Origin of the sequence: Hazenella coriacea, from assembly GCF_004341825.1 — a bacterium.
GTDB lineage: Bacteria > Bacillota > Bacilli > Thermoactinomycetales > Thermoactinomycetaceae > Hazenella > Hazenella coriacea.
In genome coordinates, this window is record NZ_SMAG01000003.1 from 473175 (window position 1) to 489725 (window position 16551).

At 40.0% G+C, this 16551-nt stretch carries 15 protein-coding genes; 3 read left to right on the top strand and 12 right to left on the bottom strand.

Translation table 11 applies throughout. The features are described 5' to 3' along the window. Nucleotides 1-163 precede the first annotated feature (163 nt). A complete protein-coding gene (locus EDD58_RS08470; protein WP_165875889.1) occupies nucleotides 164-2407 on the top strand; it encodes a transglycosylase domain-containing protein in 2244 nt (747 codons plus the stop codon). 110 nt (nucleotides 2408-2517) lie between these two features. On the opposite strand, the gene acsA is transcribed toward EDD58_RS08470, so the two are convergent. After that, nucleotides 2518-4236, bottom strand: coding sequence for an acetate--CoA ligase (acsA, locus tag EDD58_RS08475; protein WP_279389101.1), 1719 nt, complete (start codon nucleotides 4234-4236; stop codon nucleotides 2518-2520). 208 nt (nucleotides 4237-4444) lie between these two features. Between acsA and EDD58_RS08480 the strand changes: the two genes are divergently transcribed. Both EDD58_RS08480 and EDD58_RS08485 read left to right on the top strand, forming a co-directional pair. Further along, nucleotides 4445-5077: a GNAT family N-acetyltransferase gene (locus tag EDD58_RS08480; protein ID WP_131924417.1), complete on the top strand. Its 633-nt coding sequence runs from the start codon at nucleotides 4445-4447 to the stop codon at nucleotides 5075-5077. Nucleotides 5078-5111: 34 nt separating this feature from the next. Beyond that, nucleotides 5112-6266, top strand: coding sequence for an acetoin utilization protein AcuC (locus EDD58_RS08485; protein WP_131924418.1), 1155 nt, complete (start codon nucleotides 5112-5114; stop codon nucleotides 6264-6266). Nucleotides 6267-6308: 42 nt separating this feature from the next. Here EDD58_RS08485 and EDD58_RS08490 read toward each other — a convergent pair whose 3' ends face one another. The 11 genes from EDD58_RS08490 to nagZ form a co-directional block, all read right to left on the bottom strand. After that, nucleotides 6309-6464 (bottom strand): DUF1540 domain-containing protein, encoded by a 156-nt coding sequence (locus EDD58_RS08490; protein ID WP_131924419.1) that lies wholly within the window; start codon nucleotides 6462-6464, stop codon nucleotides 6309-6311. 118 nt (nucleotides 6465-6582) lie between these two features. Next, nucleotides 6583-7305, bottom strand: a complete 723-nt coding sequence (locus EDD58_RS08495) for a 5'-methylthioadenosine/adenosylhomocysteine nucleosidase (RefSeq protein WP_243648682.1) — start codon at nucleotides 7303-7305, stop codon at nucleotides 6583-6585. Nucleotides 7306-7344: 39 nt separating this feature from the next. Continuing rightward, complete coding sequence (ccpA, locus tag EDD58_RS08500) at nucleotides 7345-8379, bottom strand: catabolite control protein A (RefSeq protein ID WP_131924421.1); 1035 nt, start codon at nucleotides 8377-8379, stop codon at nucleotides 7345-7347. 333 nt (nucleotides 8380-8712) lie between these two features. After that, on the bottom strand, nucleotides 8713-10200 hold the full coding sequence (locus EDD58_RS08505) for a hypothetical protein (protein WP_131924422.1): 1488 nt from the start codon (nucleotides 10198-10200) through the stop codon (nucleotides 8713-8715). Between the two features lie 582 nt (nucleotides 10201-10782). Then, nucleotides 10783-11868 (bottom strand): bifunctional 3-deoxy-7-phosphoheptulonate synthase/chorismate mutase, encoded by a 1086-nt coding sequence (locus EDD58_RS08510; RefSeq protein ID WP_131924423.1) that lies wholly within the window; start codon nucleotides 11866-11868, stop codon nucleotides 10783-10785. A 117-nt stretch (nucleotides 11869-11985) separates the two neighbouring features. Then, a complete protein-coding gene (locus EDD58_RS08515; protein WP_131924424.1) occupies nucleotides 11986-12729 on the bottom strand; it encodes an anti-sigma factor family protein in 744 nt (247 codons plus the stop codon). Nucleotides 12730-12746: 17 nt separating this feature from the next. Beyond that, nucleotides 12747-13292: an RNA polymerase sigma factor gene (locus EDD58_RS08520; RefSeq protein ID WP_165875890.1), complete on the bottom strand. Its 546-nt coding sequence runs from the start codon at nucleotides 13290-13292 to the stop codon at nucleotides 12747-12749. Between the two features lie 140 nt (nucleotides 13293-13432). Beyond that, complete coding sequence (gene ytxJ, locus EDD58_RS08525) at nucleotides 13433-13777, bottom strand: bacillithiol system redox-active protein YtxJ (RefSeq protein ID WP_165875891.1); 345 nt, start codon at nucleotides 13775-13777, stop codon at nucleotides 13433-13435. A gap of 127 nt (nucleotides 13778-13904) precedes the next feature. After that, nucleotides 13905-14273, bottom strand: coding sequence for a YtxH domain-containing protein (locus EDD58_RS08530; protein WP_131924427.1), 369 nt, complete (start codon nucleotides 14271-14273; stop codon nucleotides 13905-13907). A gap of 12 nt (nucleotides 14274-14285) precedes the next feature. Next, nucleotides 14286-14672 (bottom strand): DUF948 domain-containing protein, encoded by a 387-nt coding sequence (locus tag EDD58_RS08535; protein WP_131924428.1) that lies wholly within the window; start codon nucleotides 14670-14672, stop codon nucleotides 14286-14288. Nucleotides 14673-14763: 91 nt separating this feature from the next. Beyond that, nucleotides 14764-16455, bottom strand: coding sequence for a beta-N-acetylhexosaminidase (nagZ, locus tag EDD58_RS08540; RefSeq protein ID WP_131924429.1), 1692 nt, complete (start codon nucleotides 16453-16455; stop codon nucleotides 14764-14766). Nucleotides 16456-16551: the final 96 nt, after the last annotated feature.

Here is a 16551-nt window from a genome sequence, read left to right on the forward strand (position 1 = left end):
GATCTAAACACCACGGAACCATGCAAACCGAATCACTTAGATGCAAACATGATGTCATCCACAGCCAAATTCAATTTCATCTAATCGTCAATATTTTTCTATGAACTGCCTTCTTGGTTCCTGTGATATAATGATTTGGCAGTTGCAAAGGGGGAATCATTGGATGCAAAAAGATGGTTTCAACCCAAAACAGAAAAAGAAAAATAAATTTTTGGGTCAACCTATCTTTAAACGAATGCTTCAAGTCTTTTTTGTCTGTTTTGTCATGATTTTGATTGTATCAGTTGCTTCTTTAGGCTTTGGTGCTGGATTGGTCTCAGCGATTGCCAAAGATGAGAAAATACGAAACAAAGAGGATTTTGATGAAAAGTTACAAGGTTGGTCACAGACTAGTTATGCATACTTTGGAGCTCCAGAAGGAAAGGAACCTGAACGAATCGGTGCGATGATCACAGAATTAGATCGCCAATTGTTAACGGATTTGGATCAGGTAAACCCTTATTTCATCAAAGCTTTTCTCTCCGTTGAAGACCGTGAATTCTATCAGCATAAAGGAATTGTTCCTCGCTCCTTGCTTCGTGCTACTTATCAACAAATATCAGGTAGCGAAGAGACCTCAGGTGGGTCAACACTTACACAACAATTAGTCAAATTAGAGGTTTTAAAAGATAGTACCCAGTCTTATGAACGGAAAGCATTAGAGATTATCAACGCGATCCGAATCGAGAAGTACTATAATAAAGAGGAGATTTTCCTCTCCTACTTAAATGGTGTCTTTTTCGGTAAAGGCGCTCATAACAAAAATATGTCTGGGGTTTCAGCTGCAGCTAAAGGTATTTTTAATAAATCCCAAGATGAGTTAAATCTTGCCCAAGCCGCTTATATAGCTGGTATGGTTCAACGTCCTAACGGATACAATCCATTCCGTGGTGAAGAGAATTTAAAAGTCGGATTGGAACGGATGAAAGAAGTATTAGATAAGATGTTATTGCAAAAGGCAATTACACAGCAAGAGTATAACGAAGCGATTGCGTTCGATTTGAAAGGCTCTCTTGCCACTAGTGATCAATTTACCAATGCTTATAATGAGTATCCCTTTATCGTGACAGCTGTTGAACGGGAAGCAATGAAAATTCTTCGTGAGAAAGATAAAGGTAATCCAGAAGCCAAAGATAAAACCACTAAAGATTACCAAAAACAAGTCCGCCAAGGCGGCTTTCACATCTATACCACCGTGGATCGTCAATTATACGATGAGATGAATAATTCTTTAAAAGGCCTCCATTACCCATCGAAAAAAATTCGCGGGAAAATGGTTCAAGAACAAGTGGGAGCTGTACTGATCGATAATAAAACGGGTGCTGTCCTCTCCTTCTTTGCTGGAACGGACTTTGCTAAAGATGAGATGGACCATGCTTTTGAAGCTACCAACCAACCAGGATCGACGATTAAACCCCTACTTGTGTATGGACCAGCATTAAATGAAGGACTCATCTCACCCGGCTCTATTCTAATCGATGAGCCCGTTCAAAAAACAGGTACCAACAAGTATTACAAAAATTCAGGTGGGGGCGAATATGGGGCCATTAGTGCAACTGACTCATTGAAAAAATCCTTAAACAGAACCACAGTAAAACTCTTCCGACAACTGGGGTTCGAAAAAGGGTTTGATTACTTACGCCAGATGGATCTTCCTCCACATAAGAATGACTGGGAAGCAGCTGCTCTTGGTGGGATGTACAATGGATACACTGTCGACAAAGTGACTGCAGCTTTTGCGATGATTGGAAACAATGGGGTGTATAATAAACCCCACCTGATCGACCGAATCACAGATGCCGATGGGAAAGAAATTTATAACTTCCATGAGGCAAACAAGCCTAAACAAGTATTCTCTCCACAAGCATCCTACTCTTTATCACAAATGTTACGCCAAGTAGTCATATCTGGAACGGCAGCTGGAAGCATCGGACCATCTGTAGGGGGATACACGGTAGCGGGTAAAACAGGGACAACCTCGAATGAGTGGGATTTATGGTTCGTAGGTTACACACCTGAAGTTTCACTCGGTGTTTGGTCTGGCTTTGATTACAATGCAAAAGGTAGTAAAAACCTTGCTAAAACAGCTTGGGTGAAACTATTTAAAGCTGCTGCAAAGACAAGACCTGATCTCATTAAAAAAGGGACTCAGTTTGATAGCTCACGCGGTGAAGTAGAGCATAAATGCTTTGAGTGCGATAAAGTTCCACCACCACCGCCAGCTGGTGATGGTGACGGTGAGCAACAACCACAGCAACAGCAAGCACCACAACAAACAGAGCAACCACCTACAACTGGTGAACAACCACCGCAGCAAACAGAGCAACCACCTACAACTGGTGAACAACAACCAAATCCAACCCAATAAGATCAGACCGACTAGTATGACAGATCAAGACTGAAGCAAATAATTCGATCCATAAGTAATAACCCCTCTTCCATCACTAGGAAGAGGGGTATTTTATATTATGTTCTTACTTAATCTTCCATCGTGGATAAATCACCTGTTGGTAAACCTAATTCCCAAACTTTTAACACTCGACGCATGATTTTACCACTTCTTGTTTTAGGAAGTTTCTCTTTGAATTCAATCTCACGTGGTGCAGCATGAGCAGCTAACCCCGTTTTGACAAAAGCACGAATCTCTTCAATCAGTTGATCAGATGGTTCATAACCCACACGTAGAGAAATATAAGCTTTAATAATTTCTCCTCGAACAGGATCTGGTTTTCCGATCACACCCGCTTCAGCTACAGCAGGGTGCTCAACGAGTTTACTTTCTACTTCAAATGGTCCAACTCGTTCACCTGATGTGTTAATCACATCATCTACACGTCCTTGGAACCAAAAATAACCTTCTTCATCTATATAAGCAGAATCGCCCGAGACATACCAACCTTCAATCTCAAAGTATTCTTGATATTTGGCAGGATTATTCCAAATTTGACGCATCATTGAAGGCCAAGAGGGCTTAATTGCTAAATTCCCCATGCGGTAAGGTGGTAATTCATTTCCTTGGTCATCGATAATCGCTGCCTCGATTCCTGGAAATGGTTTGCCCATGGAGCCAGGCTTCACATCCATCTGAGGATAGTTAGAGATAAGAATCGCCCCTGTCTCCGTCATCCACCAATTATCATGAATCCGCTTGCCATATACCTCCATGCCCCAGCGAACTACTTCTGGGTTCAAAGGCTCTCCAACGCTTAAGATATGTCGAACAGAAGAGAGATCATATTTTTTCACAACTTCATTTCCGGCTCCCATCAACATACGAAAAGCGGTTGGAGCGGAATACCAAATAGTCACTTTATTCTTTTCAAGTGTCTGATACCAGTCATCTGGACTAAATCGTCCTCCACGAATCACATTAGTAACTCCATTTAACCATGGGGCAAAAACTCCATAAGCCGTTCCTGTTACCCAACCAGGATCAGCCGTACACCAATAGACATCCCCTTCTTGGAGATCTAAGATCCATTTACCGGTCTGGTAATGTTGAATCATCCCATTGTGTACATGGAGTACACCTTTGGGCTTACCTGTCGATCCAGAAGTATAATGAATCAACATGGGGTCTTCACGGTCAACCCATTCGATCTCTAACTCTTTTGAGGCTCGTTCCATCTCTTCCCCAAAGTTATACTGACCTTCTTTTAAATCTTCCGTTTCTCCTACTAAGATCACGTGTTTAAGGTGAGGAAGCTCGTCCACAGGTACACGTTCCAAAAGCTGTGGAGTAGTAATAATGGCTGTTGCTTCACTATTTTCTAAACGATCTTTTACGGCAGCTTGCATAAATGCTTCAAATAGTGGTCCAACTACAGCGCCAATTTTGATCGCTCCTAAAAAGCTAAAATATAGCTCTGGACTTCGAGGCATAAAGATAAAAACCCGATCTCCCTTTTTGACTCCTAATTGACGTAATACATTTCCAAACTGATTGGACTTATCTTTCATTTGTCCAAATGTATAACTTTCATCTCGTGTTTGATCACTATACTTTAAAGCTATCTGATCCTTTTTACCCGATTCTACATGACGGTCAATCGCCTCAAAAGCTGCATTTACTTTTCCAGTCGTATGCCAAGTGAAATTTTTCTCCACTTGTCCCCAATCAAATATTTTTACAGCTTCTTCATAATTGGACATATTATTCCTGGAAGTTTGTACTGGAATACGTTCTGTATGCTCCAATTAAACTCCTCCTTTATGGCAAATGAAAACGATTCCATTTGTCACTATTATATCATATGTTTGAACATTATCAATTTGGGTCTATATGGTACAATATGATATATCTAAAGCCCTATTATCCGCATAATCAGTCTGTTTCTACTATACATTCATAGGGCCTTGATGTTATTCGATCACAGAAAAATAAACTAGGAGTGAGAAGAATTAAATGGAACACATCAAAACGTTCCACCGCCAAGAGATCTCGACTTCTCACACAACTTTGATTGTGGAAGGTCCTGTTCCCTCTCAACAGATTGCAGCCTATCGTTTTCATGAGGGACTTGTGGCCTTTCGGCAACCTGAGGAACAGAAAGAAGCTCTGATCGGAATTGCTAGTTTACCAGAAGGTCGAATCATTATCGTACGTGACGGGGATTGTATCGTGGGGTATGTCACTTTTTTGTATCCTGATCCACTCGAACGCTGGTCAGAAGGAAAAATGATCGATTTGCTTGAACTCGGCGCCATAGAGATCGCTGCTCCTTATCGTCATGGTGGGATTGGCAAAGAGATGTTAAGAACAGCTTTTGCTGATGATTATATGGAAAACTACATTGTGATTTCGACAGAGTACTATTGGCATTGGGATCTAAAAGGGACTGGGCTCTCTGTATGGGAGTATCGGAAAGTGATGGAAAAGTTAATGGGAAGTGTTGGAATGCAGTGGTTTGCGACAGATGATCCTGAGATTACAGCCCATCCAGCCAATTGCTTAATGGCGAGAGTTGGCAAAAATGTCCCCTTAGATTCAGTTGAACAATTTGACCGTTTGCGCTTTGTCAATCGACAATACTATTGATCCTTGCGGTAGAAAGGTTCGGAGGGACCGCATCATGAATAAAACACCTTGCTTTATATTTAGCGAACATCTTTATCGGTATGAATTTCACGATTCTCATCCATTTCATCCGATTCGTCTTAGAATGACTATGGATTTAATTAATCGGATGCATTTACTTAAAAAAAATCAAATCATCCCCCCGCGCCTAGCTACTGAGGAAGAACTTACTCTGATCCATGATCCGCTTTATATTGACAAATTGATCCGTGCAGGTCGTGGTGAGTTGACACATGAACAAATGGTTCAGATCGGCATTGATACGGATGATAATCCACATTTTCCTGATATGCATGAAGTAGCTTCCTATGTAGTGGGTGGAACCTTGGTTGCTATGGAACAAGTCATGTCTAATCAAGCATGCCATGCCTTACATCTCGGTGGTGGTTTGCATCATGCTTTACGTGGGAAAGCCTCTGGATTTTGCTTGTATAATGATGCTGCTGTTGCCATCGCTAAAATCAGAGATGAGTATGATGCAAAAGTATTATATATTGATACTGATGCTCATCATGGAGATGGGGTACAGTGGGCCTTTTATAATGATCCACAAGTATTTACCATCTCCATTCATGAGACCGGAAAATATCTATTTCCAGGAACAGGTGCGGTTTATGAGCGTGGAGAAGAACTTGGTTTTGGAAGCAATATCAATATTCCTCTAGATGCTTTTACTGAAGATGACTCTTGGCTATATGCATTTGAACAAGTGATCCCCAAAGTGATCCAAGAGTTTAAGCCAGACGTTATCTTTTCTCAGCATGGTTGTGATGCACATCGGACTGATCCACAAACCCATCTTGCAGCTACGATGAACATTTACCGTCTGATCCCCCAATACCTACACCAATGGGCACATCAATGGTGTGAAGGTCGTTGGATCGCCGTAGGGGGTGGTGGATATGATTTATATCGTGTCGTTCCTCGTGCTTGGACCTATCTATGGGCCGAAATGACTGATCATCCCCTAAATGATGAACCTATTCCAATGGATTGGATCAATCATTGGCAAGCTCAAAGTCCTGTCTCCTTACCTTTAACCTTTCATGATCCAGACGGAACTTTCCCACCAATTCCTCGGAGAGCTGAGATTACTGAATTTAACGAAAGAATTGTCAAAAGAATCCTTCTATTTCTGGAAGGTTATTAAATTAAAAGTCCCAGTGCATCATTAAGCACTGGGACTTTTAATTTAATCTTTCTTCTCAAATGTGTAACAATCGGTTTCAGCTTGGTCACTCGCTAGCTCACCCTGCTGACTGACCACATAGATCTGTTCAGCTTCACAAAGATTTCCTTGTCCCCAATAGACACAGTTATTAACTTCACACATTACATCTCTTGGCATCGTGGAAATCCTCCCTTCGTAAGAGCTAAAGGTATTATGTTTCACCTTCTTTTCACTTACTCAGGTACTTATTTCCTTTGAACCATTAGCTATAAAGTTGAGCACAAATATTTGAACTCTAGGATCTTGTTTTCGTTTTTTGTAGATGTGTTAACATATGGGTCACCATCAAAAATGAACGCTCTGCAGCAAGCTCAGTAAATTCTATGAAATTAACTTGCGCCGAATGATCAGCACGATCAGACATGGAGCGGATCACCACATAAGGAACTCCACTTAAATAACAAACATGTGCAACAGCTGCCCCTTCCATTTCAACACAATAACCATCGAATTCTTCACGTAAATTTCTTACAGTGCCCACATCAGAAATGAATTGGTCTCCCGATAATACTTTACCTGTAAATACTTTAGCTCCTTCGATCCATTGACTTGCCTCTTGAGCCCATGATATTAGCTGCGTGTCAGCAGGAAACACAGATGTTTCTTGAAAGGGAATAGTTCCTCTTGCAAATCCCAAAGGGCTCGCATCCAGATCGTGTTGCTGACAAGAAGTAGATATGACAATATCACCAATCTCCAACTCTGGATGGACAGCACCTGCTACACCTGTAAAGATCACAGATTCTACTTGAAAACGGTCAACCAACAACTGGGTACAGATGGCAGCATTTACTTTCCCTACCCCTGACTTACAAATCACCACTGGAACTTGGCAAAGGGTTCCTTCATAGTAAGTAATCCCTTGAATCACTGTTGTATTTGCTTGATCGATTTCTTTCAGATAACGACTAATTTCCGAATCCATAGCTCCAATAATACCAATTTTTCCTATACCCAACAAACTCCCTCTTCCCATATCATATCTAGTAACCTGGCCCTATTTTTCTTCCCACTCTTTTAATCGTGTCGAATCCCGCAACTCAAGACTATACTGTAGAACGACCTGTCCAGATTCAACATGCTCATTATTCATATATTTCGTTAGCAAACGCATCGCAACCGCCCCAATGTCATACATGGGAACACTCACCGTACTAAGTAATGGACGAACTTGTGAAGCTAAGGGAATATCTTCAAATCCAATAATCGATAAATCTTCAGGAACCGAACGCCCAAGATCTTGAGCCGCATGGATCGCACCTACTGCCATTTCGTCACTAGCTGCAAACACAGCAGTCATCGATGAATGAGAGGTAAGTAAATTTTTCATCGCCTCATAACCCGATTTGTAGCGATAATCCCCTAATTGTATGAAGCTCTCCACAAATGGGATCTCATTTTCTTCAAGTGCTTCCTTATACCCAATGTAACGAGGGTAACCATTGACAGAATCCGTTAAAGGACCTCCAATATAAGCAATCTGTTGATGCCCTTCTAAAATCAAAACTGAAGTGGCCTCTTTAGCTGCTTGAATCTGATCAATCGTCACAGATGGCTTTTCCTGATGTTCCTCTCGAGTAGCAGCTAAGACGATTGGAACAGAGGTATGGTTAAATATTTCGCGATGAGAATCAGTCACTTCTCCCCCTAAGAAGAGGAGCCCATCCACTTGCTTTTCCAATAACGCTTCAATTAATTGAATTTCTTTTTCTGTTTTTAAGTCAGAATTACTTAAAATAATGTTGTAATGATACATCGTAGCAATATCTTCAATGCCCCGAGTCAGTTCGGCATAAAACATGTTTGATATATCTGGAATGACAACCCCTACTGTTGTTGTCCGTTTACTAGCTAGACCACGGGCAACCGCATTGGGACGATAACCTAAACTCCGAATCACATCTAGTACTTTTTTCCGAGTCGCAGGCTTTACATTTGGATTTCCGTTTACGACACGGGAAACGGTTGCCATGGAGACCCCTGCTTCCCTAGCCACATCGTAAATTGTAATATTTTCTCTTTTCTTCCCCATTTTTTATTCCACATCCAATTTGTTTTGTACCCTTAAGTAGCTTTAGCATACGATAAAAAGTTTTTGTCTGCAAACGCTTTGCAATGACCAAGTATGCTCAGACTTTCTGCTTGATTTTTTCAAGAAAACATCCACTTTGATTGATAATGCTCAACTAAATCAAGATTGGAGTTTTCTACTATAGCTTTTCCCAATGAAAAAAAAAGAACCAACCCGCAGGTTGATGAAAAACTAATTCAATCTAGGAGGAGGAAGTTTCACTTTCACCATTTAGATCTATACTAAAAATCAGCTATTCTGAAACCCTCCTCGTTGTTGATCTGTCCTTGATCGCTAATTCTTTTCTTTCTCCAATTGTGACATCAGTTGTAAGACATAAGGTAAAGTATCTCCCATGATACTGGTCCAAGCTTCCGTTGATCCACGATTAATCCACACAATGGGGTGTCTGGGTGCTAAAGCCCGATATAATTTTTTAGTGGAAACTAAGCGTGGAATCATGGATGGTAATTGTGAGTTTTTCCGATGTGCTTCATCAATTAGAATTTGGGCATGACGCTCCGAAGTGAAAAAGTCAACAATAGGACTTTGATCCTGCCCTGCTAAAATAACCATATTTCCTTCAGGGTCAACCACTACCCATATACGTCGTAACTCCGCCATCGCCCGGCAAACTTCCCATCCATTTGCCAAACCTTGTCCCTCAACAGTCGCTTTTTCAAGCTTCTCCAGTCCTAATTTAACAGCTGGATCAATCGGTTTGCGTTGAATAGGCTTTTGAACAGCTGGAGAAGGTTCAAGTTTTGGCTGAGGCTTTTCTTTCTGAATAGGTGGGGAAGATTTAGGTGCTTCCTGTGAAGGTTTCTGTATGATAATACCTTCTTTACCGACAATCGGTATATGTGGTTTTTCTTCTTTAACCAGTACAGGTGATTCTTGCTTTATTGATTCATTTGCTTGACCTGTGCTTGGTTGCCCTTCATTTTCAGAAATAGTTGGTTTCATCACTTGTTCCTGTAAAACCTTTGAGCCTTGTTTTTCATCTTTCTTATCATCAAGTTGTGGTGACTGTTCCAGTACTGATTCTATCTTTTCTAACTCAGGTTGTTTCTCATTCATCACAAACGGATGTGCCACATGTTGTGATTCAACATAACCCGCATGTGGTCCATGTTGAATCTTTTGCATATGCTTAGGTAATAGGTGACATTTTTCAGGCAAGCCAAAATGTAGATACGGAGCAGGTGCCTTCAATTGATAACACCTCTCAAAGACTACTGACCAAGGATGCTGAATAACAGTTCCACCTGACTTTTTGGAAACATACTCTGCATCTTCAATGTCTGAATAGACAGCAACTGTATAGTTCCCTTTTTGGTGCTCTACAAGTAACAAATTTTGATTCATGGTAGGAATCCATGGTCCAGGCAACTGTGACAGTTTATGTACTGCATATTCTCGAATCAATTTAAGCAACTGAGATTTCACCATAAATAGACATGAAGGTAACCCTGGATTCATTAAAATTCCAGTTGCATCTGAGCGATAAGCTTTGATCAAAAAAGGGAGTGCTGGCTCTTCCACCAATTCGACCATTTGAGGGTGAGACACTTGGATCGTTCTGGCTGCATCTAAATCGCTACATACGACTACAAATTTTTCAGTAGGTTGGCTTCCTTTAGATAGAAATGGTTTCTTACCTGCATCCGATTTTTGATATAAAATCATGAGCTTGGGTAGCTCAACGACCAAAGCGTCCATGAGTTGCTCTGGATTCATTTGGCCTCTATTTGCCAATTCTAAATACTTTCTAGCGTTCAATGACTTTTCCTCCCTAGGCTGATTTTCCAACATTCTTCATTTTTCTTATTGATATGATTAAGTTTGTTATCTTAAAGATCTCCTCTTTGATTCTGTCCAGAATCAGTCGGTAGAGTCGATCGGTCATTTCACTTAAGATAGATAAAATCAATCTATGGATGATCACTCTAACATGATCCATAGCGTTTATGAATGAAGCAACAGAGCCTAGATCCATCCATATGAGCTTTTGCCTAAAGAAAAAAGAAAACAGTCCACTCCGCCATCCGATTCTGGCATTAGATTGGCGAAATCGAGCATCTTAATGAAAAGTGGGCTCTGTTAAAAAATAGCATAAAGTCATGTAAGATGGGGGGATCAACTCCTAATTGTTAGGCCTTTTGGCACTATTGCTTCATTATATATATGCAAAGCAATTATTTATTTCCATATATATTTATCATAACAAATTTTTGAGCCAAAAAAAGCGAACCGACTCAATCGTCTGTACGCTTTTTTGTGAACAGCATCGCTATTTAATTAGCGAAGGCATGTTCCCCACCTTATTAGTTTAAATGACTGTCCAAAGTTTTTCTTTAGACTTTAACCTTCTTTTTTGGACAAAAATTGACATTTACGTAATTCGTCCATAAATGCAGAAAAAGATGAAATGTCAATTTGCTGTTTAGCATCAGATAAAGCAACAGCTGGATTAGGATGAACTTCCAACATGATCCCATCCGCTCCTGCCGCCAATGCAGCTTTAGCACAAGGCAATAAAATATCTCTTCGTCCAGTTGAGTGAGTCACATCTACAAATACAGGTAAATGAGTTTCATTCTTTAAGATTGGGACTGCTGAAATATCAAGTGTATTTCTCGTCCACTTTTCATAAGTCCGAATTCCACGTTCACATAGCATTACTTGTGTATTTCCACGTGATGCGATATATTCAGCTGCAAAAATAAACTCTTCGATCGTTGCGGCTAGTCCCCGTTTCAATAAGACAGGGGTCCGAACACTTCCCGCTGCCTTTAAAAGCTCAAAGTTATGCATATTTCGTGCACCGATTTGAATCACATCGACATACTGCTCAGCCATCTCCATATCACTTGGACTTACAATTTCACTAACTACTTTCAAATCATATTGATCAGCAGCTCGACGTAAAATCTGAAGTCCCTCTTCTCCTAATCCTTGGAAATCATAGGGAGAAGTACGTGGCTTAAAAGCACCTCCACGCATGAGAGTGATCCCTTCTTCTTTTAATGCCTTAGCTACACGAAATACCTGCTCTTCTGATTCAACAGAACAAGGACCAGCCACAACAACAGGAGTTCCGTTCCCTACTTCATATCCCTGAATTTGCACAATCGTATTATCGGGATGCTTTTCTCGACTGACTACCAGTGTGTTTTTATGATCATCCACTTGTAAGTCTAGAGATGCTTTAAAAATCTGTTTAAATAAGTATCGAACTGTATCATCATTAAAAGGACCTCGGTTCTGCCTAATGAGTAGGTCCAACATATCACTTTCTCTTTCAGGGTCAAACTTACTGATCCCTTGTCTTTTCTTTACTTCCCCAATTTCTTGAACCAAAGAAGCTCTCTGATTTAATAACTCTAATAGCTGTAGATTGATTAGATCTAATTGTTTACGCAGCTCTTCTACTTTATGATCGCTCACTCGTCTTTCTCCTCTCTACTCTTCTATTATGATGCCCTAGTCAAATCAATCATCAAAATACTTTTTACAGGATAGATTAATTTTGCCTATTATATCTAAAAAAGAGTCCCCTGTCATCTATGGATCTTGAGCTGCAAATTTTTCAAAGTAAGTAGTTACCCCGCTCTCATTATCAGGAAAGTGGAAAGTTTCAAAATGGGTTTGATCTCCTTTTTGGATAATGATTGAAACAGGGAAGTTTAACTCTCTGTCGCCCCACTCCTCAGACTCCATCTGGATTCCTGTGCTCGACAAAAAGGTTTGAAAGGTTTCATGATCTGGCACCTTAACTAATATAAGTCGGTTAATGCGATTCATCCACGATTGATCTCCTTTTTGAAAAAAAGGCATTGCACTTGGATAAACCCAAGCTGTATCAGTCTGCAAAGAAGTATCCAGTTCCATCGGCTGGACAACTTGAAGCGAGTCATTTTTAGGAATGTGTAGCTTCTCTGAGGTAGTAGCTAACACCAACATATCCCATAGCTTTGAATTTTCTTGTCCTATCTGCTTTACACTCGTGAGTGGAAGTGACTCTTCTTCTGCTTGCTTAGATTCAATCGGTGATAATAGCAACAAAAAAGAGACTGACATACAAACAGCTATCCATTTTGCTGGAATCATAAACAAGCGACGCTGACGAATCCTTTCTTCCATACCAATTTCGTCTAAGCTATGAAATAAAAGGATCATTTCTTGTGCTTGTTTGCGGCATTTCATGCAGCTATTGATATGATCTTTCACCCTTTTAGTTTCTATTTCATTTAATTCCCCATCCAACAATAACTGAATGAGTGGTTCGGTCTCTTTGCATGAAGACATCACTCAGCCATCTCCCTTTAATCCTTCCTGGAGAGCCGATCTTTAAGCATTTTTCGAGATCGAAATAGCTGGGTTTTGACGGTTCCCTCAGGGATCTCCAACTCTTGACTTATCTCAGTATAAGAATAACCATGATAATGACGTAAAATAATGACACGTCGATAAATTTCGGGCAAATCCATAATCTCTTGCTTCACTCGTTCTAATAGTAGTTTTTGCTCCACCTCTTCCTCTACCGATAAAGATGAGGTGGGGGTAGGCTCTGCTTGGATAAAAGTATCATCCAAAGTAACTAGATTTAAGCTTTTTTTACGCTTTTGATCACGGAAACGGTTGGTCATCAATGTTTTTAACCACGCCTTGAGCGATTTTTCGTATACATACTTATTTGATTTCCGATGGGCCTGCCACAAAGTCTCTTGCGTTAAATCTTTGGCATCTTCCCGATTCCCTGTTAATCGATACGCAATATGAAATAAATAACGTTGATGCTGTTGCAAACGCTCCATAAACTCGTCTGCCACATGTTTCCATGCACGTTCTCCTAATTCTTTTGAAGACATGACAACCTCCTTCTGATCTTTCCCATACCAGAGATTGTTGCATACATACTTCATGAATCTCTTTTTACACACCAGTCAAGTGCACCTTGCCAATTCATAACTGAACTAACTAGGTTGAAGAGCAACAACCTCCATCAAGATCAGGTCTGCTTTGCTTTTTCTAAGTTTTCTTCTGTAATCTCCCCATGTGATGCATCCCAAGCAACATGGGTACCCTCTTTAATGTAAAGTGTTTGAGGTGACTCATGTTTAATTCCAAAGCGTTTGGCGATCCCTTGAGACAAGGAACGATCCTCAATGACTAAAATGAGCCCAATAACCTCACCATGATGCCCTTTTCGGATGAATTTCTTCACTTCTTCATATGCATGAGCACTGATAGGACATGAGGTGCTATGTTTAAATATGAAAACTCCAGCGTCTTTGGAGCTTTCTAACAGCACATTCAATTCTTCTTCTGTTCTTAATCTTTGGATTCCACTCACTTTCAACCCACCCTTTTCAAGCTATCCTATTTTTAAGATAACTCCTTTTTGTTAGAAATACAAATTAAGCTAAAAAAATGTTAAATGTAAAAGGCATCCAAAAAGGATGCCTTCTGTAAAAGTTATTCTATTTCGATTCATTTGATTCCTTGTTTTCTTCTTGTAGTTCAGGCAGTAATGCTTGAGGTTGGTTAACAGGAAGCGACTTAAGCTCTATATTTTTACTTTGCACCACTTGACATTCTGGCCATTTATGTTGAATAAAATCATTCACATCGCTAAGTTTTTCCAACATATCATCGGTATTTTCTTTAATATTAGACAGAAAATCAGCGCTACGATCCTTGATATTTTCTACACCTTGTTTAAGATCTTCTCTCATTTCTTTTCCTGACTTTGGAGAGGTAAGCAAAGCAACTGTCGCTCCTACAACTCCTCCCACAACAGCTCCAAGTAAAAAATCTCTCATTCTAATGCCATCATTTTGATTACTCATATTCGTCCCTCCCTATTTTCTTGGTTTTTGAAGATTACGTGCTATATCAATCCCAGCGCCTACAAGAGCGACTAGGTTACTTAAACGACTCTTATTGACCTCAGCTTGTCGGACAATCTCAGTCGAGACCTCTTCTAAACTTTCACCTGCTTTTTTCATCGATTGAAAGACAGCATCTGCTTGTTGTGACTTTTGACGAAAATCTTCAACTAGATATCTAGTCTCTTTCAACGTTTGCGTCGATTCATCCACTGCCACTTCCACTTTTCCTTTCAACTCATTTAACGTTTGATTCATCAGATGAATCGTTTGATTGAAAGAGATGAGGGATCGGATCAAGAAAATGACAAGTACAACCACAGCGATTGCAATGACACCAATACTAATAGAAACAATCATGTTTCATCCCCCTTTCTAATGATGTGTATACCCTACATGATTTTTCAGAAACTACTTAGAAGATTATCAAATGAGATTCACTTGATTGATTTTAAGGTGAAACAGTAACAGGTAATTGCCCTTTCAGTTCTATCTTACCATGAATTGCTTTAGCAACGGCATGCAAAGAAGTAGGAGTTGAGCCATAAATCGCTAGATATGTAGAACCTTTCGGAAGTAGACTCACTTCATAAGGAGTATCTAGACCGATATGAATGATTGGCTTTTTGAGTCCTGACAATTGATTCACGAGCTCGATCATAGGAGAGTCCGCAGCTACATCACTCATTCCTACTAGAATCACATCCGCTTCTTGCCCTTTTTGAAGCAACTCTGGAATATCTTTAGATTGGAGCCTATCTAAATAGATCGATTTGGCTTGAAGTCCTTCTTGCTGAAAAGCTTCCTCAAAGCCTTTGGGACGTTTTTCTGTTAAAATTAGCAATTGAGTCTGCTTGTCCAGCTTTACAGGTAGCTGACCTTTAGGATCTTGGACTAATGTGATTGATTGTTCAGCAATCTTTTCTGCAACCTCCGGATTACTCGTAAGCTCTGATCCCTTTTTCACCAAAGGTAGAGGTTGTTTGACAATAGAGTTCTCTCCCAATCGTTCAGCTTTTAATTGCAAAATTCTTTTTACAGATTGATTGATTCTCTCTTCCGTAATGGTTCCATCTTCCACTGCTTTCTTAACTGCCTCAATCGCTCCTTTTTGTTTTTCAAGAGAGTGACCAATTAATACAAGATCAGCGCCTGCTTGAATCGCTAACACGCTTGCCTTTTCAGTTCCAAAATGTTTAACGATAGCTCCCATTTCCATATCATCTGTAGCAATTACTCCTTGATAGCCCATCTCACCTCTTAATAAGTCAGTTAACACCTTTTTAGAGAGAGTTGCTGGCAACCCAGGAGTCGGATCAATAGCTGGAAAGGTCGTATGTGTAGTCATCACAATATCTACATCTTTCTCGATCGCTGCTTGAAATGGAACCAATTCGATTTGACTTAGTCGATCACGGGAATGAGCTACTTGTGGAAGATCGATATGAGAGTCCAACGATGTATCCCCATGACCTGGAAAGTGTTTGACAGATGCTAATATATTTCCATCCTTAAATCCATTAATCATTGAAATCCCCATCTGCTTTACCAGTTGAGGGTCTTCTCCAAAAGAACGAACTCCGATAATCGGATTTTTTGGATTGTTATTTACATCTAATGAAGGAGCTAAGTTTAGATTGAAGCCTAAAGCTCTTAAATCATTACCCATTTGCTTTCCTGCTTGATAAGCTAGTTGTGGATCCCGTGTGGCACCTAGTGGCATATTTCCGGGAAAAACAGTCACACCTTCTTTAATCCGGATCACCTTCCCACCCTCTTGATCAACCGCCAAAAGTAAAGGGATCTCAGAAGTAGACAAAGATAAAGATTGAAGTTGATGATTTAACTCAACGGTTTGATTCATATTTTTAATATTACGTTCAAATAGAAGAATACCTCCAACATGGTATTTTTCTATCAATTCTTTGGCTTGATCATTCATGACTGTTGCTTCTTGTTGACCTGATGATTCAAATCCGACTAAAAACATTTGTCCGATTTTTTGATCCAACGACATATCGGAGATTTTCTCCTCTACCCAAGCGGGACCAGCCATAGTGGTACTAGGTTCATTGGAGCAAGCCGTCAATAATAGCAAAAAACATACACTAATAATAGAAAGAGTTTTTATTTTTTTTGTCAAGCATTTCTTCCTCCTTATAATTCAAACCATTCTCTTTTTATACCCTAACGTAATGTATCTAAAAAAGAAAGTTGAGATTTTCTAACAAAATGAAAA